22 protein-coding genes are annotated in these 25001 nt (G+C 40.2%); all 22 read right to left on the reverse strand.

Annotated features, from left to right (window positions below; translation table 11 throughout):
• Positions 1-42: 42 nt before the first annotated feature.
• Positions 43-1065 carry an efflux RND transporter periplasmic adaptor subunit gene (locus CTER_RS04225; RefSeq protein WP_004623950.1) on the reverse strand — a complete coding sequence of 341 codons (1023 nt, stop codon included), beginning with the start codon at positions 1063-1065 and terminating at the stop codon, positions 43-45.
• Positions 1066-1289: 224 nt separating this feature from the next.
• The gene (locus tag CTER_RS04230; protein WP_004623962.1) at positions 1290-2585 is read right to left on the reverse strand and encodes a sensor histidine kinase; all 1296 of its coding nucleotides are present in this window, start codon (positions 2583-2585) and stop codon (positions 1290-1292) included.
• A complete protein-coding gene (locus CTER_RS04235; protein WP_004623903.1) occupies positions 2578-3264 on the reverse strand; it encodes a response regulator transcription factor in 687 nt (228 codons plus the stop codon). Before CTER_RS04235 ends, CTER_RS04230 begins: the two co-directional genes overlap by 8 nt.
• Before the next feature lie 111 nt (positions 3265-3375).
• Positions 3376-3984 (reverse strand): KpsF/GutQ family sugar-phosphate isomerase, encoded by a 609-nt coding sequence (locus CTER_RS04240; protein ID WP_004623901.1) that lies wholly within the window; start codon positions 3982-3984, stop codon positions 3376-3378.
• A 17-nt stretch (positions 3985-4001) separates the two neighbouring features.
• On the reverse strand, positions 4002-4973 hold the full coding sequence (locus tag CTER_RS04245) for a ribokinase (protein WP_004623961.1): 972 nt from the start codon (positions 4971-4973) through the stop codon (positions 4002-4004).
• A gap of 48 nt (positions 4974-5021) precedes the next feature.
• Positions 5022-6149 (reverse strand): glycoside hydrolase family 172 protein, encoded by a 1128-nt coding sequence (locus CTER_RS04250; protein ID WP_004623929.1) that lies wholly within the window; start codon positions 6147-6149, stop codon positions 5022-5024.
• A 167-nt stretch (positions 6150-6316) separates the two neighbouring features.
• Positions 6317-7327, reverse strand: a complete 1011-nt coding sequence (locus CTER_RS04255; RefSeq protein WP_004623894.1) for a LacI family DNA-binding transcriptional regulator — start codon at positions 7325-7327, stop codon at positions 6317-6319.
• Positions 7328-7481: 154 nt separating this feature from the next.
• Positions 7482-8312, reverse strand: a complete 831-nt coding sequence (locus tag CTER_RS04260; protein ID WP_004623939.1) for a carbohydrate ABC transporter permease — start codon at positions 8310-8312, stop codon at positions 7482-7484.
• Positions 8305-9231 carry a carbohydrate ABC transporter permease gene (locus tag CTER_RS04265; protein ID WP_004623916.1) on the reverse strand — a complete coding sequence of 309 codons (927 nt, stop codon included), beginning with the start codon at positions 9229-9231 and terminating at the stop codon, positions 8305-8307. Before CTER_RS04265 ends, CTER_RS04260 begins: the two co-directional genes overlap by 8 nt.
• 76 nt (positions 9232-9307) lie before the next feature.
• Positions 9308-10654 carry an ABC transporter substrate-binding protein gene (locus CTER_RS04270; protein WP_004623910.1) on the reverse strand — a complete coding sequence of 449 codons (1347 nt, stop codon included), beginning with the start codon at positions 10652-10654 and terminating at the stop codon, positions 9308-9310.
• 220 nt (positions 10655-10874) lie between these two features.
• Positions 10875-12164: an ABC transporter substrate-binding protein gene (locus CTER_RS04275; protein WP_004623905.1), complete on the reverse strand. Its 1290-nt coding sequence runs from the start codon at positions 12162-12164 to the stop codon at positions 10875-10877.
• Entirely contained in the window at positions 12157-13755 is a 1599-nt protein-coding gene (locus tag CTER_RS04280; RefSeq protein WP_004623890.1) for a response regulator, read from the reverse strand. The genes CTER_RS04275 and CTER_RS04280 overlap by 8 nt, the downstream gene beginning before the upstream one ends.
• Positions 13756-13783: 28 nt before the next feature.
• Complete coding sequence (locus CTER_RS04285; RefSeq protein ID WP_004623925.1) at positions 13784-15544, reverse strand: sensor histidine kinase; 1761 nt, start codon at positions 15542-15544, stop codon at positions 13784-13786.
• A gap of 328 nt (positions 15545-15872) precedes the next feature.
• Entirely contained in the window at positions 15873-16277 is a 405-nt protein-coding gene (locus CTER_RS04290; RefSeq protein ID WP_004623944.1) for an RbsD/FucU family protein, read from the reverse strand.
• A gap of 16 nt (positions 16278-16293) precedes the next feature.
• A complete protein-coding gene (locus tag CTER_RS04295; protein WP_004623897.1) occupies positions 16294-16908 on the reverse strand; it encodes a KpsF/GutQ family sugar-phosphate isomerase in 615 nt (204 codons plus the stop codon).
• Between the two features lie 22 nt (positions 16909-16930).
• Positions 16931-17935 carry a ribokinase gene (locus CTER_RS04300; RefSeq protein WP_004623907.1) on the reverse strand — a complete coding sequence of 335 codons (1005 nt, stop codon included), beginning with the start codon at positions 17933-17935 and terminating at the stop codon, positions 16931-16933.
• Between the two features lie 44 nt (positions 17936-17979).
• On the reverse strand, positions 17980-18963 hold the full coding sequence (locus CTER_RS04305) for an ABC transporter permease (protein ID WP_004623896.1): 984 nt from the start codon (positions 18961-18963) through the stop codon (positions 17980-17982).
• Positions 18964-18998: 35 nt separating this feature from the next.
• On the reverse strand, positions 18999-20537 hold the full coding sequence (locus tag CTER_RS04310) for a sugar ABC transporter ATP-binding protein (RefSeq protein WP_004623893.1): 1539 nt from the start codon (positions 20535-20537) through the stop codon (positions 18999-19001).
• 45 nt (positions 20538-20582) lie between these two features.
• Positions 20583-21584 carry a sugar ABC transporter substrate-binding protein gene (locus CTER_RS04315; protein WP_004623877.1) on the reverse strand — a complete coding sequence of 334 codons (1002 nt, stop codon included), beginning with the start codon at positions 21582-21584 and terminating at the stop codon, positions 20583-20585.
• 44 nt (positions 21585-21628) lie between these two features.
• Complete coding sequence (locus CTER_RS04320; protein ID WP_004623924.1) at positions 21629-22513, reverse strand: N-acyl homoserine lactonase family protein; 885 nt, start codon at positions 22511-22513, stop codon at positions 21629-21631.
• A 134-nt stretch (positions 22514-22647) separates the two neighbouring features.
• Positions 22648-23667: a LacI family DNA-binding transcriptional regulator gene (locus CTER_RS04325; protein ID WP_004623883.1), complete on the reverse strand. Its 1020-nt coding sequence runs from the start codon at positions 23665-23667 to the stop codon at positions 22648-22650.
• A 206-nt stretch (positions 23668-23873) separates the two neighbouring features.
• The gene (locus tag CTER_RS04330; RefSeq protein ID WP_004623879.1) at positions 23874-24905 is read right to left on the reverse strand and encodes an NAD-dependent epimerase/dehydratase family protein; all 1032 of its coding nucleotides are present in this window, start codon (positions 24903-24905) and stop codon (positions 23874-23876) included.
• Between the last annotated feature and the right edge of the window lie 96 nt (positions 24906-25001).

Genomic DNA, 25001 nt, shown 5'->3' on the forward strand with positions numbered 1-25001 from the left:
GTTATCTGCATCTAAAGTACGGATAAAAATTATTCGATTATTTTAATTTTGAGGCCTTGCCATATTGCCTCCGCTCATTGAACGGCTGCCGCTGCCATTCCCATTACGGCCCTGCATTCCTCCATTTGTGCTAAACACACCGCCTTCAATGCCACCGAAACCAGACATCATTCTGGTACTGCTGCCTGACTGAACTGTATATTGAATTACATCACCTTCAGATAATCCGCTTACTATTTGAACATAAGCCTGGTTGGCAAGTCCAAGCGTTACCGGGACAGATGAAGCGCTTCCATCGCTGTTTACCAGCATTACAGACGCATTATCCCCTGACCCCCTTACTGCTTCTATTGGAACGGCAACCACTCCTGTCACACTTTTAACTGTTATATCCACAGCAGCTGACATACCTATTTTAACGTTGGTTGTCTTATCAAGTTTTATTGATATCTGAAATTTTGAGCCGCCATTGTCATAGGTTCCTGTTTCAGAAATGCTTGTAACTTTTCCTGAATATTTTGTATCGGGAAATGCATTAATTGTAATATCTGCGCTTTGACTCACCTTAATATTATTCAGGTCAGTTTCGTCCACAGACAAGTTTGTTACGAGGTTGTCGGTACTCATAATGACAATACTGTCAGTAGCTTTTGATGCATTCTGCTGATTGCTTTCGGTGTCATCGGCAATGGTAACTTTACCGATTACTCCATTAAAAGGTGCAGTTATGGTAGTTTCATCCGTATATGTCAAAAGTACTGCTCCCTTTTTTACAGCCTGTCCTTCAACAGCTTTAACTGTATCTATTGTCTTATCTGAATCGGCCTCCAATGTTTCCTCATCACCTGACACTATCTCACCCGAACCTGTAACAGATTGTTTAATATCCTGTGTATCCACCGTTAATGTCCTTGTTTGAGCCGAAGTTTGTCCGGCAGCTGTTTTGTTGTTTTTTGCGTTTACAATACCTGGAACCGTCAATACTCCTGCAATAATTACCACTAATAAAACAGCAATAGAAATTAATACCTTTTTACCTTTTTTATTTCTTGATTTCGCACTCATAATTTGCTCCTTTCACGGCCTGCCGCTTCGATTGCGGACTAAATTCAAAGTTTAGTTCAGTTGTTTTTATCTTAACTACAAATGTAATTATAAGTGCAAAACCTTAATCAAACTTTAAATAAACCTTAAGCAAACAATAAAAATTGTTACAAATTTTTGAACATATTTGAACATAAAAATAACGTATAAAAATTTAAATACGTTATCTTTAATGCTGCTTATTTTTACCCTTTGGATAATTTTATAGTAAATATGCTCCCCTTGGGCTCATTATGTGTGACTTTGATTGTGCCTCCATGCCTGCCCACAATCCAGTCGGCAATCGACAGCCCCAGACCCATGCCTCCCCTTTCCCTGCTGCGTGCCTTATCCTCTCTGAAAAAACGGTCAAATATTTTATCAATATTCTCATCGCTTATACCCATACCCGTGTCTGAAACCGTTATTACAGCTTTATTGTCCTTGATATTGGTATCTACTGATATCCTGTCCTTTTCATCGGTATACTTGAGTGCATTGTCCAAAAGAATAACCAGAAGCTGGTGTATCCGGCTTTTATCTGCATTGATATTCATCGGACAATGTAGATTTACTTCCAAAACCTTATTCTGGCTTTCGGCCAAATCCATATAGGGCTGACAGACCGTTTCAACAAGAGCATCCAGCGAAAACAGATCTTTGTGTATTTCGGTCATCGTAGAATCAGATCTTGCCAGTGTCAGCATATCTGTAATCAGCCTGGAAAGCCAGGAGGTTTCATCCAAAGCAATAGCTATGCTCTCCGATCTGTCAATTATTTTATCCTCCGGTGAAGTAAGAAGTAATTCCAGTGAGTTCTGAATTATGGTAAGGGGTGTTCTTAATTCATGTGACACGTTCTCAACAAACTCCACCTGCCTGCTCCAGGACTTTTTTACAGGCTTCATGGTTATTTGAGATAAAATCAGACTTGCCAAAATGGACATTATGCTAAAGATAATTACACCAACAATCAGAATAAACGAAGTATGCTGCAGCAAATTCCTCTCACCATCTGAATTTATTACCAGCTGCATATACAGTTCTTCACCGGCATCGGTCCCGACATTGGTAGTAATACTTCTAAAATAGTATTGATCTCTTATACTTATGGAAACAATACGGTTAAGTTTTTCTTTATCAAATTCTATATACTTCAGGTATTGATCATAATATGAGTCGTTTACACTCCCAAAATTTATGATGCTGCCGTCCCTGGCTCTTAAAATAGGTATTATTCTGGGACTTCTTATGTTTATTGCCGCATTGCCCCTTGGTCTTAAGCCTTCGTCAGGTCTTTTCAAATTAAAATTCTGATCCAGTACAAAACTTTTTATGGTACCAAGTGAGTTGTATAATTCAGAATCCAGCTTTGTATAAACTGATTCCCTTATCTGGGCGAAAATGATCAATCCAAACGAAATAAAGATAATTGTAAAGGCAATTAAATTATATTTCATGTTTTGCAGCTGCTGCCTTCGGATTATATTGTGCTCATTCATTCTCTTCTCCGCTGTCAGTAATCATATAACCAATTCCCCGCACTGTTTTAATATATTTATCATACCCGCTGCTTTTCAAAATTTTGCGGATATTACTGGTATAAACATCAACAACGGTCATTGTCGTGTCTGAATCAAAGCCCCATATCCTGTCAAATATCTGTTTTTTAGTTAGAATAGTGTTTTTATTGCTTACGAGATATTCCAGAACATCAAACTGCTTTCCCTGAAAAGCCAGTTCTTCATTCCCAACCCGTGCTGTTCTGTTGTTGAGATTTAAAGTCAGTCCCTTAAAACTTAGAATATGTTCCTTCAATGCTCCTTTGGAGCGTCTCATTAATGACTCAATCCTTACTAAAAGTTCCTGCCGGTGGAAGGGCTTGACAAGATAATCATCAGCTCCCAGCTTGAAACCTTTCACCTTGTCATCAATTCCATCCTTTGCAGTCAGCATGATAACAGGCGTTTTAATTCCCTTGTCCCTTAAGGCAGCCAGGACGTTGTAACCATCCCTTTTGGGCATCATAACATCCAGAATCACCACATCATATATATTCTGTTCTGCCAGATACAGCCCTTCTTCACCGTCAAAGGCCTGCTCATAATCAAAGGTACCGCCTATATTACTGCAAATTGCATTTGAAAGCAGCTTATCATCCTCAATCACAAGTGCACGCATAAATTCTTCTCCAAATAAGTTTAGTATGCGTTTTTCAGAGGAAAACATTCATTTACTACTGTTAATGCCCTCCCGTGACTGAATGAAATCTACTCTATAGCAAAGCACAGACTACTTTGCCTCGTCCTGCCTCAATTTCCCCAGAGCACCTCCAGGATGCCATTTGATATATTGCTTTGGTGTAATATTTTTTTTATTTTGCAGCATTATACTGAGGCCCTGCAGGACAATAATTTCAGCAATTATTGATGCTCTGGGGGCCCTGTTCAGGGAATCCCCCTCGTTAACAACCCCGGCAAACAGAAAAACATCCGAATTTTCAGCCAGCCAGGAATTTTTTTGTCCCGTTACACCTATAATCTTAGCTCCGTTGCTTTTTAGTGTCGAAACCGTCGCTTTCAACTCTGCGGTTTCTCCGCTGTTTGATATGGCTATTACGACATCTCCGTCCATTACCTGGCCCGATGAGCCGTGAACGGCCTCAGTACCGTGCAGTTCGTAGGCAGGTGTTCCCGTGGAAGACAGCAGGGATGCAATGTAGCCGGCAACATGCCCCGGCTTGCCAATCCCGGTAATATGAACCCTTTTTCCCTCTTCTTCGGCATCCCCTATCAAGCTGACGGCAGCCTCGTAAAAGTCATCGCCTATTTTATCTATTAAATCTTCCGTCTCGCTTATAACGGTAGAAAGGAAATACTTCAATACGTCCTTTTCATTCATAGCTGTTCCCGCCTTTGTTATAAATTATTTTTATGAGCTTCCATCAAAGCAAGCACTTCTGCCCTGAAGGGAAGTGACGGCTGTGCACCCATTCTGGATACGGTGATTGTGGCAGTATAGCTTGCAAACAAAATTGCTTCTTCCTCAACCATATCCGAGCATATTGCCGTACAAAACGCTCCGATAAATGAATCTCCCGCTGCGGTGGGATCCTTGACCTCCACAATATCAATACACGGCTGGTATATGAATTTTTCTGCATTTATCAGTGCCGCTCCGTTACTTCCCAGAGTGATGATTACATTTTTGACGCCTTTTTTTAAAAGCACTTCAGCAGCAGCCTTTATCGTTTCAGTATCCACACCGCTTTTCGAAGTGTTTACTTTAATTCCCGTGAGATCGGCGGCTTCATGTTCATTGGGGGATATGTATGTCAACTTTTTCAGGAGAGAATGGCTTAATGGCGCCGAAGGAGCGGAGTTCAGCATGATGGGAACATTCTTTTCATAAGCCATATCCGCAACTGCCTCATTAACTTCCATAGGAATTTCCAGTTGAAGCATCACCATATCATAATTTTCTATCTCATCCCTCAGAAATTCCACGTCTTCTGTTGTAAGTGCCATATTGGCACCCGGTATCAGCAGAATCCTGTTTTTTGATTTCTGCCCCTCCTTCAATTCCAGCATTATATTTCCTACACCCGTCGGTGCGTCCGGGTCCCTGATAACATGTCTTATATCTATACCGGCTTTGCCGGCTGAACCAATCAGCATTTCACCAAAAATATCCTTCCCTACCTTTCCCACCATCGTTACATCTGCTCCCAGTAAAGCCGCCTGTACTGCCTGATTTGCTCCCTTTCCTCCGGGTGCTGTGCTAAAATCAATACCTATTGTGGTCTCTCCTTCATTGGGCAGCCTTCCGGTGGTTGAAATAAGATCCATAATAAAGCTCCCGACTATGAGCAGCTTGGGCTTGTTTTCCATAAATTTGCTCCTTTCTTCGTACAGTTTCTGCAATCGATTCTACAAGGATCAGACTTTTAACTGCCCGGGATTGTCATGGGCAAAAACCTTTTTAAAGTTTTTTTCATTGAAGCCGTTGATGTCGGGCAAAGGAAGTCTGTCTTTCACCTGGGGCACAGGTATCTGTTTTTTATGAGGCTCGGTCTGATACCAGTATGCCGTTGATGAAATGTCATCACTGCGGTGGTTGTTATGTCCGTGTTCAATAGTCACTTTTATGCTTTTCCTGAATACGATGGGATCCAGAATATGATACCTGTAAGTGGATATTTTTCCGCCCCAGTTTGGACCTCCTCCCATGATCAGCCCGTGATACGGGGTGCATATTTCCTGCTGGGGGCACCATGCGGTATTGAAATAGTCTTCTGTTCCTGTCCCGTGAAGTGACGGCGGCCATTTCTCCCCGTCAATGAAAATCATATCGTCTCCCTCGCCATACCAGTTCCATTCCTTTGTAAATCTCAGGTTATGCACATTAAAGTTGCAGCCCACATAGTGTCCTTCTCCTTCTGCATCAAGAATTACATAGTTCCCTTCCCCGGTGGTATTTTTACCGCCGAATTCAAACTCTGCGTTATCCATATCCCTGTCCGGGACTCCGTCGGTGGGACATTGTCTTGACCAATGGGCGTGGAACCTCAAATCATTGGTTTTTATTTCACATTCCTCGTAATTCACATAGAAATAAAACTTTATGGCGTTATTTGCGTCACTTGTTATTTCTATTCTGGCCTCACTTTCAAAGGGCATGGGGAAAAAGCAGTTAAAGGCTTTACCGTCTTCCGGACTCATCATAAGATATTCGGAGGTAAAATTCCTTGTTATGCCGTGCCCCATTCCGAAAAAGTCACCTATGGGAACCTCTATACTTGGATTTTCCTCTTTGTCCCAGTATGCCCTGATCACAATTTTGCGCGGCAGGAACTCCTCTTCGGCTACTTCCATTCCGTCTGTAGCCATAGTCATCCAGATATGTCTTATATAGCCCGAACCTTTTACATTAAATATTTCAGTTGACGTACCCGGCAGCAGAGTATAGTAATCCTTGTTCCCGCCTGTTCTGTCATAGCTTGAAATTCTTCTGGTGGTACCGTTTTTCTTCTGACAAATACTTAAACTTCTGTTATCGTTAAGCATAGGATCCTCCATTTTTTTACCATTTAGTGTGTGAAATCGATTCCATATACATTTGAGATTATCCTGCCGGGCTGCTGCCCTTTAATTTATTGCAAATAACACTCAGAATTATTACAAATTTATATGGCTGATTTCTTTTGAATTATTGTTAAGAAAATTATGAACTGTTAGCCTAGCTGCACGCTTGAATCCCGGACTACCAGCCTGGGAAGCAATCTGACCCTTTTCTTTTCACTGCTTTCGTTCAGGATATTATCCATGAGTATCTGTGCGGCATTTCGCCCTATTTCCTCCTGCATCATTGCCACAGAAGACAGCTTGGGAGTCACCCTGATTGCCGATTGTGTATTATCCATGCCCACTACTGCCATATCGTCGGGTATCCGCAGGCCCGACTCCTCCAAGGCACTCATGGCACCTATGGCCATAAGGTCATTTGCTGCGACTATGGCAGACGGAAGGCTTTCCCGCTTTAACAATTCCCTTGTGCACATATAGCCTCCGCTTTCAGTGTAATTTGATTGCAGGATGTATTTCTCGTTGATCCTTAACCCCGCGTCAATAATCGCATCCCTGTATCCTAAAAAACGCTCGTGGCCGGTTTGTTCCTCCATATTTCCGCCCATAAAGGCAATTTTCTCATGTCCCTGCTTCAGTAAATGCTCGGTAGCCATTTTAATGCCAAGATAGGTATCAACATGAACATAGTCGAAGCTGTCATTTTTATGTGCAGATTCATACTTATTGGTTATGACCACCGGTACATTCAGAGAATTGATTGCCTTTATATTTTTTTCACAAAAATTGAAGGAAACCATTATCATGCCGTCTGCAATTTTTCCCTTAACATTTTGTATTGCCTTCAATTCCTCATCCAGACTGTGTTTTGTATAAATAAGTATCATGAGATAATCATATTTCTCAAGTATGCTGTTGACACCGTATATCATATCAAAATAAAAAGGATTGCATATGTCGGGTATTGCCAGAACTATTCTTTTTGTCCTTTTGGAGCGCAGCATCTTGGCTGAAGAATCCGGTATATAGTTCAGTTCCTGTGCAACTTTTTGAATCTGGCTTTTTGTTCTTTCATCACAATATCCACTGCCATTAAGGGCTCTTGATACTGTGGAAGCCGATACACCTGCTTTTTTTGCAATATCATATATTGTACTCATTCATATTACTCCCGTATCATTATAATTTGTCCTGGCTAATATCATTTATATAATACTATACCTTGCCTCTTCACTACAACAATACGGAGGATATTTACACCGGGTATCCAGGCTGCCGGCGGATGGGCTCCAGGTTTAAACCAATCCCGTGTTTTTACTTGAGCCCGCTCATTTTTATCCCTTCCACCAGATGCTTCTGCAGTGCAAAGAATATTATTATGATTGGTATTACGGTGATGACTCCGGAGGCCATGATTGCATTCCAGGGCGTATCCGAACGGCCTACAAAGTTTGCAAGAGCAACCTGGAGCACCCACATGCTTTGTTTTTGGGTTACAATTAAAGGCCAGAGATAATTATTCCAGTTTGCTATAAAGAATGCCACTCCCAAAGTCACGCTTATTGATTTTGACAAAGGCAAAAATATTTTTGTGAAAATACCCAGGTACGAGCATCCGTCTATTGTTGCGGCCTCTTCCAAATCATCGGGCATTGTTATGAAAAACTGTCTGTAAAGGAATATCCCGTATGCGTGCGGGATTGCCGGTATAATAATACCTTTGAATGAATTAAGCCAATCAAACTGCTTCATTAATATGAACAGAGGTATGGTAATCACGGAAAAAGGTATCATTAAAGTACTTATGATCCAAAGGAACATACCCTTTTTGCCAACAAAATCGAGCCTGGCCAATGCATATCCCGACATAGCATGGAATACCAGGGCTACCAGTGTTACAACCGTCGAAACAAAAAGAGAGTTTGAAAAATATCTCCCAAAATTCTCATTTAATGCAGTTGTATAGCCATCCATGGTAAATGTGCCGGGTATGATTTTCATATCAAACACATCTGATTTGGGCTTTACGGATGATATGAACATCATGTAGATGGGAAAAACCACCATTATTCCTAAAATCGCCGCAATTACGACTTTTGTAATATATATCTTTCTATTTCTTTTTGCTTCCAGTGTTTTACTCATCTGAATTCCCCTTTGTTATCCTTAACTGGATTAAACTAAATACGAATATGATGGCAAACAATACAAATGCCAGTGCAGATGAATATCCAACCTTCATATATTCAAATGCATTTTTATATATATAATAAACCGATACGTTGGTCGCATCAGCAGGTCCTCCGTTTGTTAAAATCTTGATTTGGTCAAAGACCTGAAATGAAGCTATGGTAGTAACTATGAGCACAAAAGTGTTTACCTCCTTCAGCAGGGGAAAAGTGATACTCTTGAAAACATGAAAAAAATTCGCCCCATCCAGGTATGCTGCTTCGTAATAGCTGACAGGAATGTCCTTCAATGCCGCCAGAAAAATTATCGAATAGTATCCTATAAGCATCCATGCCGAAATAAATGCGATACAAAAGAGCGCCTGTTTCGGGTTCCCCAAAAAATCCTGGGCGGGAAGCCCGATTGCCCTCAAAATATCATTGATGAAACCCCTCTGAGGGTCCATCATAAATCTCCATATAAGGGAGGCTACAACAGTAGATATGGAATATGGGATAAAATAAAGAGTTCTGAAAAATTCCTGTGCCGAGCCCGGAATTGAATTCACAAATACCGCAAGTAAAAGTGAGATGCAAAATACCATGGGCACAAACATTAATGTATAGAGAAGGGTAGTCCATACCGAATGCCACCATTGTCCATCCGAAAGCAGGTTTTTATAGTTTTCCAATCCGATATATTTCATTGGCTCCAAAACATTCCAATCATGAAAACTGACATAAAGAGCTATTAATATAGGGACAAATATAAACAGGGCTATACCGATGACATCAGGTGCAAGCATAAAATATGCGAACAGATTTTCTTTTACCTTTTTACTTTTTATACCATATTTTTTTCTTGTGGTCATTGTTGAAATTGATAAATTGTTCATGGTAATCTCCTCTGGACTGTTTTATACCGCCCCGGCCCCAACTGAACCGGGGCGGCATAAAATTACGTTTTCCTTATTACATGGCACCATTGTAAGTCTTCAGGAAATCAGCAATCTTATCATTTGCCTTTTTGGCTTCCGACTTTGGATCTCCATTATTGAACATAACATTCTGAAGTGCATCACCTACTGCATTTACGATTTCAGAAGGATATCTGGGCTCGCCCACTGCCGAATCATATATTTGATTGGTAAATACCTCTCTCAGACCTTTTGTGTAAATATCCTTACCGGCTTCAATAACTGATTTTCTCGGGGAGTAAGCGAATTTGACCTTTGTACACCATTCCAGAGGGATACTGGTATCCTCGGCAAATGCCCACATTGCAAATTTTGCAGCTGCATCGCTATTCTCACTTTTACCGTTTACCATAAGCTTCCATCCGCCGGCAGCTGTGGCAGCTTTGCCGCCCTCCGGAACCGGCAGCGGAACAAGACCTATATTGGTGTCCTGGTAATTGTTTTCGAGGCTGGCTACAGCCCATGTGCCGCATACCTGCATGGCAGCCTTGCCGCTTCCAAGGAGTGCAATTTCATTGGTCAATGGAATGGAAAGCTTTGAAGGTGCACCGGCCTTTATAAGATCTCCCCAAAGTTTCAATGACTTTTCAACACCTTCACCTTCAAAGGTAGCTGTTTTTGTGCCTGAATCTATGACATTGGCACCTGTCTGCCAGAGGAAGGGATACCATGTGAAATTCTGATAATAGCCTTTGCTCGGTTCAACTATCAAGCTTGCAATATCGCCTTTCTTCAACTTTTTAGTCGCATTTATAAGTTCGTCCCAGGTTTTTGGAGCCTCAAGCCCTGCGGCCTTGAACATGTCCTTGTTGTAATACAGGCCCAATAATTCTATTTCAAATGGAATTGCAACAATTTTTCCATCTACGGTTACCGCGTCAATGGCACTTGGCAAAAAGTCCTGTTTCATTTCATCAGTAAAGTATGATGTCAAATCCTTTGCTACGCCGCTGTTTGCATATTTCAGGAAATCACCCGGGCTCATTACGAATACATCCGGACCTGCATTGGCCGCAAAAGCAGTTGTCAGCTTTGTGCCCATGTAATCAGATTCGGGGAAATTCTCATAGGTGACCTCAACGTTTGGATTTACAGCCTTGTATTTCTCGGGCAGAGATGCCATAAACTCCTTTTCTGCGTTTGTATGGAAAGTCCAAAATGAGATTTTTGATTTTCCTCCAGAGCTTTCGGTTGAATTTACAGCGGTATTTGTGGTGTTTGAGGTATTTGTGGCTTTTGATGAATCATTTGAAGCACTTTGACCTGAGCCGCAGGCAGCCATACCCAATACCAGGCCTGCCGCAACTGCCAGGCTTGCCAATCTTTGCATGTTCCTTTTCATTTATTAAATCCTCCTTAAAGAAATATAATTTATTTCATCCAAATTATATTGCCTTTGGCAAAAAACCGTAATGTAACACTTCTTGGATTATGTAATCTATTTTTGGTAAGAATAAATGCTGCCTGATAAACCGAAAAAATTTTTTTTAAAATCATCAAAAAAAAAGGTACAAAATCTAAGATTTGTACCTTTTTTATATTTATAAAGTTTTTCTTTCATATCAGAATATCTGACTTTCGCCCCCAATATACCCGTGAATTTGGTCTTCGGCAAATTTGGCGATATCGTCTATTTTCTTGTCCGAATACATGGCATCCTGCAGAGCCTTGCTGATAGTGCTCGATATCTCCACCGAATATCTGGGCTCCGGTATGGATCTGGACATGACTTCCTGCATAAAAAATGTATTTTTACCCTTGTAGAAAATGTCCCTGTTGTTATCTATGACAGACTTTCTGGCAGGAACCTTTGAACTGGCCTCGGTACACCATTCCAAAGGCCTTGATGTATCCTCCCCCCACATCCATAAGGTAAACTTGACGGCATCTTGAGCAAACCTGCTATTTGAATTGACAGCCTGGTACCAGCCTCCGTATACGCTGACACTACTACCCCCGTCGGGATGCGGGACCGGAACTATACCATATTCAAGATCAGGATAATATTTTTCCAGCATGCGTACAGCCCAAAAGCCGCATATCTGCATTGCCGACTTTTCGGTAGCAAAGGGATAAATATCGGAGGGTATCTGCACACTGGTTTCCTGGGTATAATTATATTTGGCCAGGTTCCTCCATAGGCTTAATGCCTTTGCTCCCCTTGTTCCGAATTGTGTTGCTGCCATATAGCTGTCAGTTGAACCGGTGGTCTGCATGAGAAAAGTGTAAAAGATGAAATTCTGATAATCATTGATTTGAGTTGGCAGACAAATGCCGGATATAGCATCGGATTGCACTGTTTTCGCACAGCTTTCCAACTCGCTCCAGGTAGTCGGCGGCTTCAGGTGCTGCCTTTCGAAAACCTTTTTATTGTAATAAAGTGCCACAGGTTCCCTTTCTATGGGTATTCCCAGTACTTTTTTATTATATGTGGCAATCTCCAGGCTCTGAGGATTTAAATCCTTTTTCAGACCGTCGCTTATGAAATCATCCAGAGGCAGCATATACCCCGCCTTGGCATATTTGAGAAAGCTCCCTGCCGAAATCATGTAAATATCAGGTGCACTGTTGGTGGCAAATGCAGTAGGCAGCCTGTTGGTCAGATAATCGTTATACGGGATTACCTCGAAGTTTACCTGAATACCTGGATTTTCTTCATTCCACTGCTTGACCCATCTGCTGATTACGTAGTCCTCTTTATTTGATCTGAATTTCCACATCTCCAGATTTTTCACATTCTCGGTATGATCTGCCTGGGATATCTCAATCCTGGGTGAGCAGCCGGTAATATTGATAAGCAGCAATATAGCTGTCAGACAGGCGATACATCTTGATATTACGTGTTTAACCATTGTTAAGTATCCTTTCTCTGTATTCCGAGGGTGACATGCCGGTCAGCTTCCTGAAAACCTTTATAAAATATCTGGAGTTTGCATATCCCACCATTTCGGCAATGTCCTGGGTTTTAAGATCCACCTGCATCAGTAGGACTTTTGACTGATCTATCCTCACGGTGCTGAGATACATGGAAAAAGACTCTCCCGTTTCCTTTTTAAAAAGATCGCTCAGGTAGGATTCATTCATATAGAATTCCCTTGCAATCTGTCTTAAGGTTATATCATTAAAATAATTTGTATTGATATAGCTCTTTATATCACTGATAACCTTTCTGCAAGCCGTTTTATTCTTTTCATTAAAATATTCCGATATTTCCCTTGTATAAGTAATAAGCATGTCCTGGATATCATTTTTGTTATCAAGTCTGCTCAGCATTTTATACATCTCGTTTGTCGTGGGGAATTTCATTTTTTCAATAAAACGGTCTTTAAAAAGGTTATGCATGACTACTATGACAAATTCCATGATATGGCTTTTAAACTTAATGGGGTCCATATTTGAAATTTCAGCAACCTTGTCAACAAGCTCGGTCAAAATACCCACCGCCTTGTCAAAATCGGCAAACTGTAAGGCCTCAATATATTTGTGTTCGGTATCCAGTGGATACTCCGCCGAGCTTTTTTCAACATTCAGTTCATCAAATAGTATTATACTGTTTTTTTCATAAAACACCTTGTTTCTTAAGATATACAGGCATTCCTTAAAGGCAGCATTGATCCTGTCAGGGCTGCTGTAGCATTTGCTTATTCCGATTGTGATACTGTCGAGGCCGCTTTCAAGCAGTTCTCTATGTATTTCGCCTGCCACTGTCTTAATGTAAGCCGGGCTTTCATGGGTTTGGTTCAACAGGCAGCAAAAGCTTCCGTCGAATAAATCAACTATGCAGCCGCCTCTTTTATAAACTGAAGCCTGTACTTTTTGTCTATTTGCAGACAGCATATCCATTTCCTCTTCGGTTTCATGAAAAACTGAAATGGAAAAGTTGTCCAGCCTTATGATAAACAAAGCAAAGGTTTTGTAAAAGCATTCATTTTCCGGAACCTTTTTCGGTGAATGTCCGGGAGCTGTTTCATACAGCATGTCCATGAAAAATTTATCTTTAAGCTGCAGCAATGCTTTTTCTTTAAATAGCTTAAGCTCACCCTCCTCTTTGATTTTGCTGTCTCTTTCCATCAGCATCTGCTCGATTTTTTTCAGGCTGCTCATAATGTCCCTGTAGTCAGGTGGCTTTAGAATATAATCCACCGTTTCAAGCCTGATTGCTTTTTGTGCATAGGAAAAATCAGGGAACCCGCTCAATATGATAAACTTTATATCAGGCGTTATTTCCCTGGCCCTTTGAACCAGCTCCAGACCATCCATGCATGGCATTTTTATATCGGTGATAATAACATCCGGTTTCTGATTAATAACCGCAGCCAGGGCCTCAACACCGTTTTTATATTCACCCGCTATATACCAGTCCTCGCCCGACCTCTCAATCATGGAACGCAATCCTCGCAGTACTTTTGGTTCATCGTCCACAAGCATGATATTAAGATTCATAAATGCCTCCTTAATGCCTCCTTGAAACTTAATGCATCATTGTTAAAGATATTTCTACAATCACTTTTGTTCCGAAACCCTTCCGGCTTTCAATTTTTACTCCGTATTTCCCGCCGTAATAATATTTTATTCTTTCATGCACATTGAGAACCCCAATACCCCCATGGCTTTCCTTGACATCCTTCTTTTTTATGAACAGTTCTTCTATTTCTTTTTCCGTCATTCCCGTCCCATCATCTATAATTTCAAAAATCAAATTTTCTCCGTCTCTGAACCCGTTTATTGTGATATTGCCATAACCCTTGTCCTGCATGAGCCCATGATTGATTGAATTTTCCACAAAGGGCTGGATTATGAAACTCAGCATTTCACATTCCATTATGGATTCATCAATGTTTATCTCATAGTTCAGGCAATCCTCAAAACGTGCCTTTTGCAAAAACAGGTAGTTTTTGATTTGCTGGACTTCCTCCCTTACGAATACGTTCGTACTGCCCTTTTTTATGCTATACCTGAGGATTTCCCCCAGTTTGGTTACAATATCCGCAATTTCATAATCATTTTTATCTATCAGCATCCAATAAACGGTATCAAGGGTATTATACAAAAAATGTGGCTGAATCTGGGCCTTTAACGCTCTGAGCTCCGCATCCTTTTCCTTCAGTCCCTCATTGTAAACCTCTTCCAGCAGGCTCTGAAGCTGCATGGTCATATGGTTGAAAACTTCGCTGAGTTCTCTTACTTCCTCTGTTGCACCTCTTGTCAGGGACAGGTCTGTTTGAGCATTCAAATCCCCATTGGAAACCTTTCTCATGGTAAAAATCATGTTCCTTATGGGCCTTGTGACATTGCTGGATATCAGCACCGATATATAAACGGCTACCACAATTGCTGCTATTCCTATTATTAAGATAAATTTCTGAATATAGTAAAAATTTGCATTAATCTCATGGATGGCCACAGCATTCATCAATACCCAGCCTGTCTGCTGGTTATACAGGGTATTAACAACAAGATCATTTGTGATAAAATGCCCTTTTGAAGATTTAAGCTTCTCTGAAGCAATGGAACTGCCCAGCTCTGCCGTCACGTTTATGCCTATGCGGTCCTTGTCCTTGCTGGATATGATCTTCCCGGCACTGTTTGCAATATAAAAATCTCCTTTTTCGCCTTCCATATAAGTGTCTTTCCATAAAAGCGATTCCCTGACAGCCATGATCATTATACCCAGATCCTCAAATGTATCAATACTCCTGAGCTTCCTGGCAACAAAAAACATGTAGTCGCCGTGATTATCCGCGGCATAATGAATAAACCTGCTGTCCAGGAAAACCATCTCTCCGTTGGTATCAGCTATTTCAGATTTAATCTTTTCAATATTCCTGGAAAAATATTCTCTCAATTCATTGTCCGATTCGCTGAAGGTATTCCCTGCATTAGAGAAAAGGAATACTGCATCAATGTCATTTGACAGCACATACTGCATATCCCGTGATATTTCGTCTTTGGATACTTCGGTATTGTTGTTTTTGAAAAGCAGATCCAGGGTCTCTCTGTCTGAAATTATGGTTTTGGAAAAATTATCAATTTCTTTTACAAAATTATTCAATTTCTCATTTTTCTGCCTTAACTCTACCTGAATAAAATTATTGTTTATTTCATTTATAGTAGTTTGCATTATATAATATGTTGCGGCTTCCATAAATATTAAAAGCACGAGTATGAGCAATAAAAAATTAGTAAAAATTCTTTTACTTAGGCCTTTGAATTCTATATTGAATTTTTTCATAATATCTTCTTTCGATTCATGTTTTTAAATATAATATGAGATATTAAACCATAGATTAATACTTCGCAATTGCATGCAAACTGCTTCTTGTATTATGTGGCTCTTCCATATTGCATAATACAAATACATATGACGCTCATAGCCATGCCTGTACTGCAATGATATATGTGTAATCGATATCACATTTTAATTATATTTATAAGTATTGATTATGTCAAACTGTCTCAACAAAAAAACCATCATTAATAAAATAATGATAGTTTTTTAACATTACAGATGTTTTTGATTTTGTATTTTTTTATATAAAAATAATTGGTGGAAATCAATGTCAAGCTACGCCGATAGTAAGTAGAATATTGGCATATATTCTTTTTTCACCGGTTGAAATAGCCAGGCGTACATTTGATTTGCAGCAGGCGTCGTAAAAATCAAATCTTTCCATGCCGCTTAAATCCATCCCGCCAAGAATTTCTTTAAATTCACCGAATATTGGCGGCTGCTCACTTCCGGGAAGCATAACCTCTGCTTTCTCAAAATTAACAACCTTTTTTAAAACCTCAAGCACCTGGGTTACTTCCGGAATACCGCTTGTCAGCCCAAGATAGACTTTTTCCGCAGCCCCGCTTTTGGAGCTGAGAGGATAGTTGCCATCTGCAATTAGTATTTTGTCGCCATGCCCGCAAAATGAAAGAGCTTTCAGAATATCCGGATGGATACATGATGTTGTTAACATAATTAACCTCCCTGATTTAATTCTCGTTTTCCCTGAGCTGACCTAGAGTTCCGCCAGGGTGCCACTTTACATATTCTTGCGGAGTAATTTTTCTTATACTTTGAAGTACTATACTCAAACCCTGAAGTACTAAAATTTCTGCAAGAATTGACGCGCGCGGAGCCCGGTTTAACAGGTCACCCTCCGCTTTAATTCCGGCATACAGGAAAGCATCGCCTTGTTTTGCAAGCCATGAATCAGGATTTCCCGCAACTGAAATTACCTTGCATCCATTATTCTTAACGGCTTCCACTGTTGATTTTAATTCAATGGTTTCACCGCTGTTTGAAATACAAATTACCACGTCCCCCGGAATAAGCTGACCGCAGGAACCATGGACAGCCTCGGTCCCGTGAAGGAAATAGGTGGGTGTTCCGGTGGATGATAATAGTGATGCAATGTAGTTTGCAACATGTCCGGGCTTGCCAATTCCTGTAATGTGGACGCGGTTGCCCCTTTTTTCGGCATCAAGTATCAATTCAACCGCCTTTTCATAACTTTCAACTTTGATTGTTTTTAAGATTGCATCATATTCTTCTTTGGCTATGCCAATAAAAGATGCTAATGCACTCTGACTTTCCTTGTCTATCATTTTAACCTCTCCCTTTGGTTAGTTATCTCTTTAGTCCGTCAAGCAGCGAAAAATCGAATCCTGAGTGACCTTCTTTTTTCATTAATTCCACAACATCAGACAGATGTGGCAATGAAGGCTGTGCGCCCATTCTTGAAACAGTGATGGCAGCGGTATAGTTTGCAAAAGTTAAAGCCTGGCTGTGATTCATTCCCAGGCATACCGCACTTGTAAAGGCAGCTACAAATGAATCACCCGCAGCCGTTGGGTCCTTTACTTCTACTACATCAATACACGGCTGATAAACAAATTCATTTTGGTTTGCCACCGCTGCCCCTGCATTCCCAAGTGTTACGACTACATTTTTTACCCCTTTGGAAAGCAGGGCGTTAACAACAGCTTTTACATCATCCTGATTAACCGCTTTACCGGCCTTACGTATCTGTATACCCGTGAGGTCGGCTGCTTCATGTTCATTTGGGGATATATATGCCAGGCATGAAAGCAGTTCCGGGGAAAGCGGCGCAGAAGGAGCTGAATTAAGCATAACAGGAACACCTTTGTCAAAGGCATACTTGGCTACAATTTCATTGATGCTCATAGGGATTTCCAACTGCAGAATAACCATATCATACTGGTCAATAGTATCCTTTAAAAAAGCTACATCCTCATCAGTGATAGTCATGTTGGAGCCCGGTACTACTATTATTCTGTTTTTTGCCGAGTTTGATCTGTCAACCTCAAGCAATACATTTCCAACACCGGAGGGGACTTCCGGATCAGTAGCAACGAATTGAGTATTTATCCCCGACTCCAAACAGGAATTGACAAGAATTTTTCCAAAATCGTCATTTCCAACCTTGCCAACCATGGTGACGTCAGCACCCAGTCTGGCCGATTGTACAGCCTGATTTGCCCCCTTCCCCCCAGGTGCTGTCCGGAAACTTTTACCCAGAAATGTCTCTCCCGAATTCGGAAAATTTTCAGTACTTACTATTAAATCCATGACAAAGCTTCCGACTACAAGGATTTTTGGAGTTTTCATCATTTTATTTCTCCTTTTAATAAAACTGTGATTTTTGTCACTTGTGGTTATTTGGAAGCGTACTTGCTTGCAACTGTACTAAGAGCCACAGCACCAACCAAAATTGCACCCTGAAAAATATACTGGAAGAATGTAGGAGCACCAAAGATGGCCAATCCATTAAATCCTATCTGGATTATGAATACTCCGATGAAAGTTCCGAGAATATGGAACTCACCGTCTTTTAATGTTGCAGAACCCAGGAATACTGCCGCAAATGCGTTTATCATATAGGTATCTGCCGCACCGGTAGTACCGCTGCCAATGAGAGATGCCAGCAATATTCCGGTGATTCCGGCAAAGAAAGAACTGATCATAAAGGAAATTGTCTTTACCATATCAACGTATATTCCTGACAATCTGGCTGCATTCTGATTGCCGCCCACTGCCTGGATTCTTTGCCCCAATTCGGTACGGTTTAATACAACCCAAAGTATGACAAGGAGTACTACCATATATATGATATCTGCAGGTATAAGGCCGAATAGCTTAACTAAAGTTAAATTCAGAAACTGATCAGGAACACCGGTTGCAATAGGAGCACCGCTTGAGTAAGCATAATTCAAACCCACTACAATACCGCCGATACCAATTGTGGTAATAACCGAGCTAACCTTTGCCTTTGTGATAATTAAGCCGTTAACAAAGCCTATGAAAAGACAAACAATTAATACAATGGGAATTGCCACACCTATGGGAAGTTTTTGATTGACCATCAGACCGGTTACCAAAACACCAGCAAAGCTGGCTACGTAGCCGATACTCATATCGAATTCGCCAACAATTACAACAGCAGTCAACCCGCATGCTATGATTGCAGATAAGGAACCCTGGTTAAATATGTTCAGAAAGTTGTTAAATGTAGCAAATGAGGTAGGTTTTAATATTGAAAAAACTAAAATCATTATTAATAAACCAATTAAAGTTCCATACTTGGAAGTAAATCTTAAACTTTTCCGTCTTCTTTCATTTAATGATATTTGATTATTCATATGCAAATCCGCCTTATTCTAATTTGATTTTAAATTTATTTAGCATGAGCATAACTGAGCTTTAAAATTGAATCCTTGGTGATCATGGAATCTGTCAATTCTCCGGTTATCCTTCCTTCATTCAAAACAATCACTCTGCTGCACAAACCTGGAAGCTCTTCCACATCAGATGAAATTATTAAAAAGGAAGTACCTTTTACAGCCATTTCTTTTATAATATTATAGATCTCAGCACGGGCACCAACATCGACACCCCTTGTCGGTTCATCCATAATAATCAACTCGGGAGAACGTTTAAGCCATTTTCCTATAACAATCTTTTGCTGATTTCCGCCACTTAAGTTCAATATGTTTGTATGTTCACTGCTGGTTTTTACAAGCAGGCGCTTTATAATATCTTTTGAAATTTCAGCAGATTTCTTTGAATTCACGAATGACAACCACTTTATAGACCTTGTATGAGAAAGATTCGGAAGATTAATATTAAAATTGACACTTTTATTTGAAATAATACCTTCGGTTCTTCGATCCTCAGGAACCAATACAATTCCTTTATCAATAGCATGTTTGGGATGTTTCGGGCTAAATGGCTTTCCCTTATATAACATCCGGCCGCTTTTAATCCTGTCCGCACCGAAAATCATTCTAGCAAGCTCGGTACGGCCTACGCCTACCAAACCGGTAAGACCCAGAATTTCACCTTTATATAATTCAAAGCTGACATCTTTTACTTTCTGATTTGCATAAATATTTTCAACCTGCAGTAAAACATCTGTATTTTCAACTTTTTTTACTTCTGCTTTTTCAGACGATAAATTAAACCCGGCAATAACATCTATTATCTGATCTTTTGTTATTTCACCTATACTCGAATAAAAAACCTTTTTCCCATCTTTCATTACTGTGATTTCATCACAAATTTCCATGATCTCATCAAGGCGATGCGATACATAAACTATAGAAATTCCCTGATTCTCAGTTAAATCTTTAATTACATTAAATAGAAGTTCAACTTCCGATTCGGACAGTGATGCTGTCGGCTCATCCATGGCTATAAGTTTGGCATCCTGATACAGTGCTCTTGCAATCGAAACAAGCCATTTATTTGCAACACTCAATTCTTTTAATTGAGTATTAAGCGGGATATTCAGTTTCAGCCTCTTCAGAACCTTTTCAACATCCCTGTGCATTTTTCTCCAGTTAATCATGCCCAAAGTTGTCTTTTTAGGCATGCCAAGCGTAATATTCTCAATGATATTAAAGTCTTCTACAAGACTCAGTTCCTGATGAATAAAGCTTAACCCTAACTCTGTCGATGTGTGTGGATTGGGGATTTTCGTCTCTTTGCCGTTGATAAAAATTTCTCCGCCGTCCTGTGGCTGAACACCTGCCAAAATCTTTATCAAGGTAGACTTACCGGCGCCGTTGGCGCCGATAAGTCCATGAACTTTACCCTTTTGAAAGCACAAACTAACATCATCCAGAGCTTTAACTGCAGCAAATGATTTTTTAATTCCCTTCACTTCCAAAAATGGAACTTCAATTTCTTCATTTTGCTCAATTAAGTTATCCATATGTTTATTCCTTCTTTGAGTAAATATATTTTATTTACAATAAAATTATTTTATTGCTTCGGGATGATCTTTTATAAACTGATCTACAGTATCTTTTGTAACAACAACCGGAGGTACTTCGGCAGTTGTTGGCTTCCAATTATCATAACCTGTATCAATTACCTGTTTAAGAATTTCAACGGCTTTTGCCGCCTCAGCTGCTGCATCCTCCCAGGCTGTTGCTGTCATCCATCCGTCTTGAACTGCTTTTATAGCATCTGCGTTTCCATTTTGACCAAAAACAAGAATATCTTTTCTATTCTGTTGTTTTAAAGAGGAGATTGCACCCAGGGCAGGATCATCCCATGAACCCCAAATTGCAAGCTTGCCGGAGTTTTCGGGATGAGAAGCCAGCCATGCGTTCGCATATTGGGCACCATCCTGTAATGTACCTGGTATTTTAACTTCATTTTTAGTTATTTTAATACCCGGCATGTCTTTAAATACTTTATCAAGTTCGGCTTCTCTTTCTCTGGCAACTTGTCCTGTGTGATAAGTAAGAGCAAGGATATCGGCTTTATCCCCCAATTGTTCCTTCATCATTTCAACAATGGGAACAGCGAATAATCCGCCTGTACCATTGGTAACAACCACTCCATCGCCCATTCCGCCGCCCCAGGTAGCAACGGGAATTTTAGCTTCTTTTGCTGCACGAAGGCCTGTAGCAAGAGATGTTGTCGGGAATACCATGTCGATAATGGCATCGGCGCCCCTGGTCACAAAGTTCTGGATCGCTGCGTTTGCTTCATCCGCACTTCCGTGGGCATCTGTTACACTCACAGTCCAGCCGTATTTGGCTGCTGCTTCTTTTAAGCCCTTGATATAAGTTGCATTATTCGCATCCGAGGGTGAAATTGAAACCACTGCCAGGTCAAATTTACTGTCTGAAGAGCTGCCTGCAGCACTTGAGTTGGTTGATGAATCACCTGTAGATGCTGAACCACAACCGGTAAGTAACATTGAAGCCACCAATAAAGCTGATGAAAGACCTATAAATGCTTTTCTCATAAAATAAATTCCTCCTTTAATCTATTGAATTAATTAATTAATTCCTAAATTGTTTTGGGTATAAGACTCTTAATACCAGGTGCAAGACAAAGTTCCGCAACCTGTAAGTTTTCTTTTGTAGTCCATGAATTGTACTTTGTCCAATTATTTGATTCATGGCCAATTACAATTCTCTCCATTCTTCCATGAGCTCTTTTTAGAATTTCATCATAGGTCTTCATCATGTTGGCTGGCGAGCCCACGCCTAATCCTACCGGAACATATATACCATCATTATTGATTCCTGTGAGGTTCTCCTCTACATATACCAGGTCACCTGTCACAATCCAATTATCAGTTTTTCCGTCCGCCTCATTTTCAACTTCAATCATTTGTGAACCATAGGTATGTCCGTCATAGGCAGGATATAGATTAATACCCGGCAGAATGTTCCTATACTCCCCGTCTATTAACGTTAAACGGCCTTCTGCCAACTTTTTGACGGCATTAACAATATCATCGGGGTTTAATGCCATTTGCAGGCTTGAGTATTTTTTTTCCATACTCATTGCAGAAATCCAGCCTAAAAGTTCTTTGGACTGCATATAAAAATGTGCATTCGGGAAAGCATCCATATTGTTTATATGATCATAATGTGCATGTGTAAAAATTACAGTATCTATGTCTTCAGGCTTTAATCCGATATTGGCCAGGACCTTCTCCGGAGGCTGCCAATTTGTTATACTGTCTCTTTCAGATAACTTCCTTGTGTACTCATTGGAATTATCAGTCCCCACATCAATTAAAATGTTATGGCCTTCACCTATAATCGCCAAATACGTAAATGCCAATTTACATGTTCCCTTGTTATGTTGTCCTGCCAATACGCTGCTGATTGCCTGAACCGGAACATAAGCATATTCAAGCAGCCACATGGAATAATTCGCCATTTTCATTCTCCTTTTCATTATTTATTATGTTAACTGTATGTTTAAAAATTATGCTATATGCTGTTTTCATCGGTTTGAAATTTACGTAAACGTTTCCGGAAAAGTCATTAAAAAATAAATTTACTTATAATATTTTAAAAATTTAACGGGCCTGTAGATTTGCGAACAACAAGCTCGGCATGCAATACTGCCGATGTGCTGAAGGATTCATTATTTTCGTTGATTTGTCCCATCAATATCTCAACTGATTTTTGGGCTATCTCCTTTTTAGGCTGCCTCATGGTAGTAATAGACGGATAAATCATAAATACATCATCATGTCCGATCAATGAAATCTCCTCCGGAATAGCAATCTTTGCCTCGGAAAGAGCTTGATAGCAGCCTAATGCCAAAAGATCATTTGATGTAAATATAGCAGTTGGAAGTTCCTTACGTTTAAGCAGTTCCCTAGTACAGTCGTAACTTGATTCTCCGGTATAGCCGGCTTGTATCAGCCATTCCGGCCGGAACTCTATATTATGGTCCTTTAGTGCTTGTTTATAACCTTCCCGCCTTCCAATAAATGTATTCAATTCAGGAAGACCGGTTATATGGGCAATCTTTTTATGTCCTAAATCAATTAAATGCTTTGTTGCGTTGTAGCCTGATTCAAAATTATCAATCGTAACAGATGGAAATTTTCTAAACTTTTTATCGTTTCCAAGCATGCCGATCAATACAAACGGAAAACGTTCCTTATGCATTTTAGTAAGTAATGACAAGCCCTCTTTGCTATCCATGAAAGAAGAGATAATAATACCATCCACTTGCTTGCTTCTAAGAAGATTTATCATTTTAATTTCGTTACCCTCTATATCGTCTGTATTAACGTAAATTGTGGAGTAATTATACTTTTTGGCTTCATCCTCCACATTCCTCAGTAATTCAGGAAAGTAAGGATTACATACATCCGGAATAATAAACCCTATTGTAGAAGTCTTCTTTAATACCAAACCTCTTGCTATAGTACTTGGGTGGTATTCAAATTCTTCAATGATGCGTCTTATTTTTTCTACTGTATCTTTTCCCACGTCGGGCTTATTATTTAAAACTCTTGAAACTGTCGTAGTAGAAACATTTGCTTTTTGAGCGATATCCCTGATTGTAATTTTCATTCAGATCCCCTAACCCGATAATTCATTGTGTTGTCTCATCATGTAACACTTTACGGCATCGATACCGTTATCGTTGACGGTATCGATGCCGTAATCGTTTACGTTAATTTAATAATAATACTATCCTTACTTAAAGTCAACATAAAAATAATAAAATTGAATGTTATTTTGTTGCTTGGCTCATAATGACCTCCATATACTTTACATTAAGCTTGAATTATATTTTCCCTTCTCAACCAATCAATTGTATCCTCAACGGACTCAGCAAATGGGCGTGTGCGATAGCCAAGTTCCCGCTTTGCCTTTGAACAATCAAATACATTATTCCGGATCAGATTGTATACTGCAAAACTCGTCATACGCATTGGTTTTTTTGTTATTTTTTCTCCCAGGTCGCACAGTTTCCCAAGAAGTTTGGCAATTCCCACAGGCAATATCATCTTAATTTCCTTTGTACCGGTTAATTTACTGAGCAGATGAAACATTTGCCGCATGGTCACACATTCATTTCCCAAAATATAACCATGGCCCTTTCTTCCTTTTCTGCAGCAGGTCACTATTGCATCTGCAAGATCTCTTGCATCCACTGCATTGAAGCTGCCTTCCACCCCAGCCGGCAATTTTCCTGCACAGTAATCGATGAGAAAGCTTGCCACAGGCCCAAATGCATAGTCATCCGGCCCGCAAATGCCGGTTGGAAATACGATGGAAGCATCCAAATCGTGTTTCTCTGCCATATCCATTACAACCTGAGATGCCTCAGCCTTGGTTTTACCGTAAAAGCCGATAACGGCATCAGGGTTATAATGATCTATCTCGGTAATAGCCTGTCCAGGGGATAATTCGGGAATCGCACTGATGGAGCTGACATACACCAGTTTTTTAACCTTTCTCTCAATACAGGCATTCAGTATATTTTTAGTTCCGCCAACATTCACATCATACACTTTCTGATTAAAGTTTGGATTGACCGTTACAATAGCGGCGCAATGGATAACTATTAATTCCGTACCCTCTTCTGCATTAAAGAAACTCTCCAGGCTTCGGGTATCGGTCACATCCCCGATGCAAATATCAACCCCTTTGGGAAGGCGCGCAGCTGCAGGATCTCCTTTTAATACAAGCCCTCTCACTTTTTTGCCCTCTTCCAGCAGCCTGGCCGCTACGCTGCTTCCCAGATTTCCGGCAGCTCCGGTAACCAGATATAATTCATTTGTTTGCATATTTTGATTACTCATGTACATTTTCTCCTCTTTGATATGACTTGTTTGTTCTTTTTGATATGCTTATATTAAGGGTAAAATGTTTATGAGATGTAAAACAATTGTTAAAGA

The sequence above is a fragment of the Ruminiclostridium cellobioparum subsp. termitidis CT1112 genome (assembly GCF_000350485.1).
GTDB lineage: Bacteria > Bacillota > Clostridia > Acetivibrionales > DSM-1351 > Ruminiclostridium > Ruminiclostridium termitidis.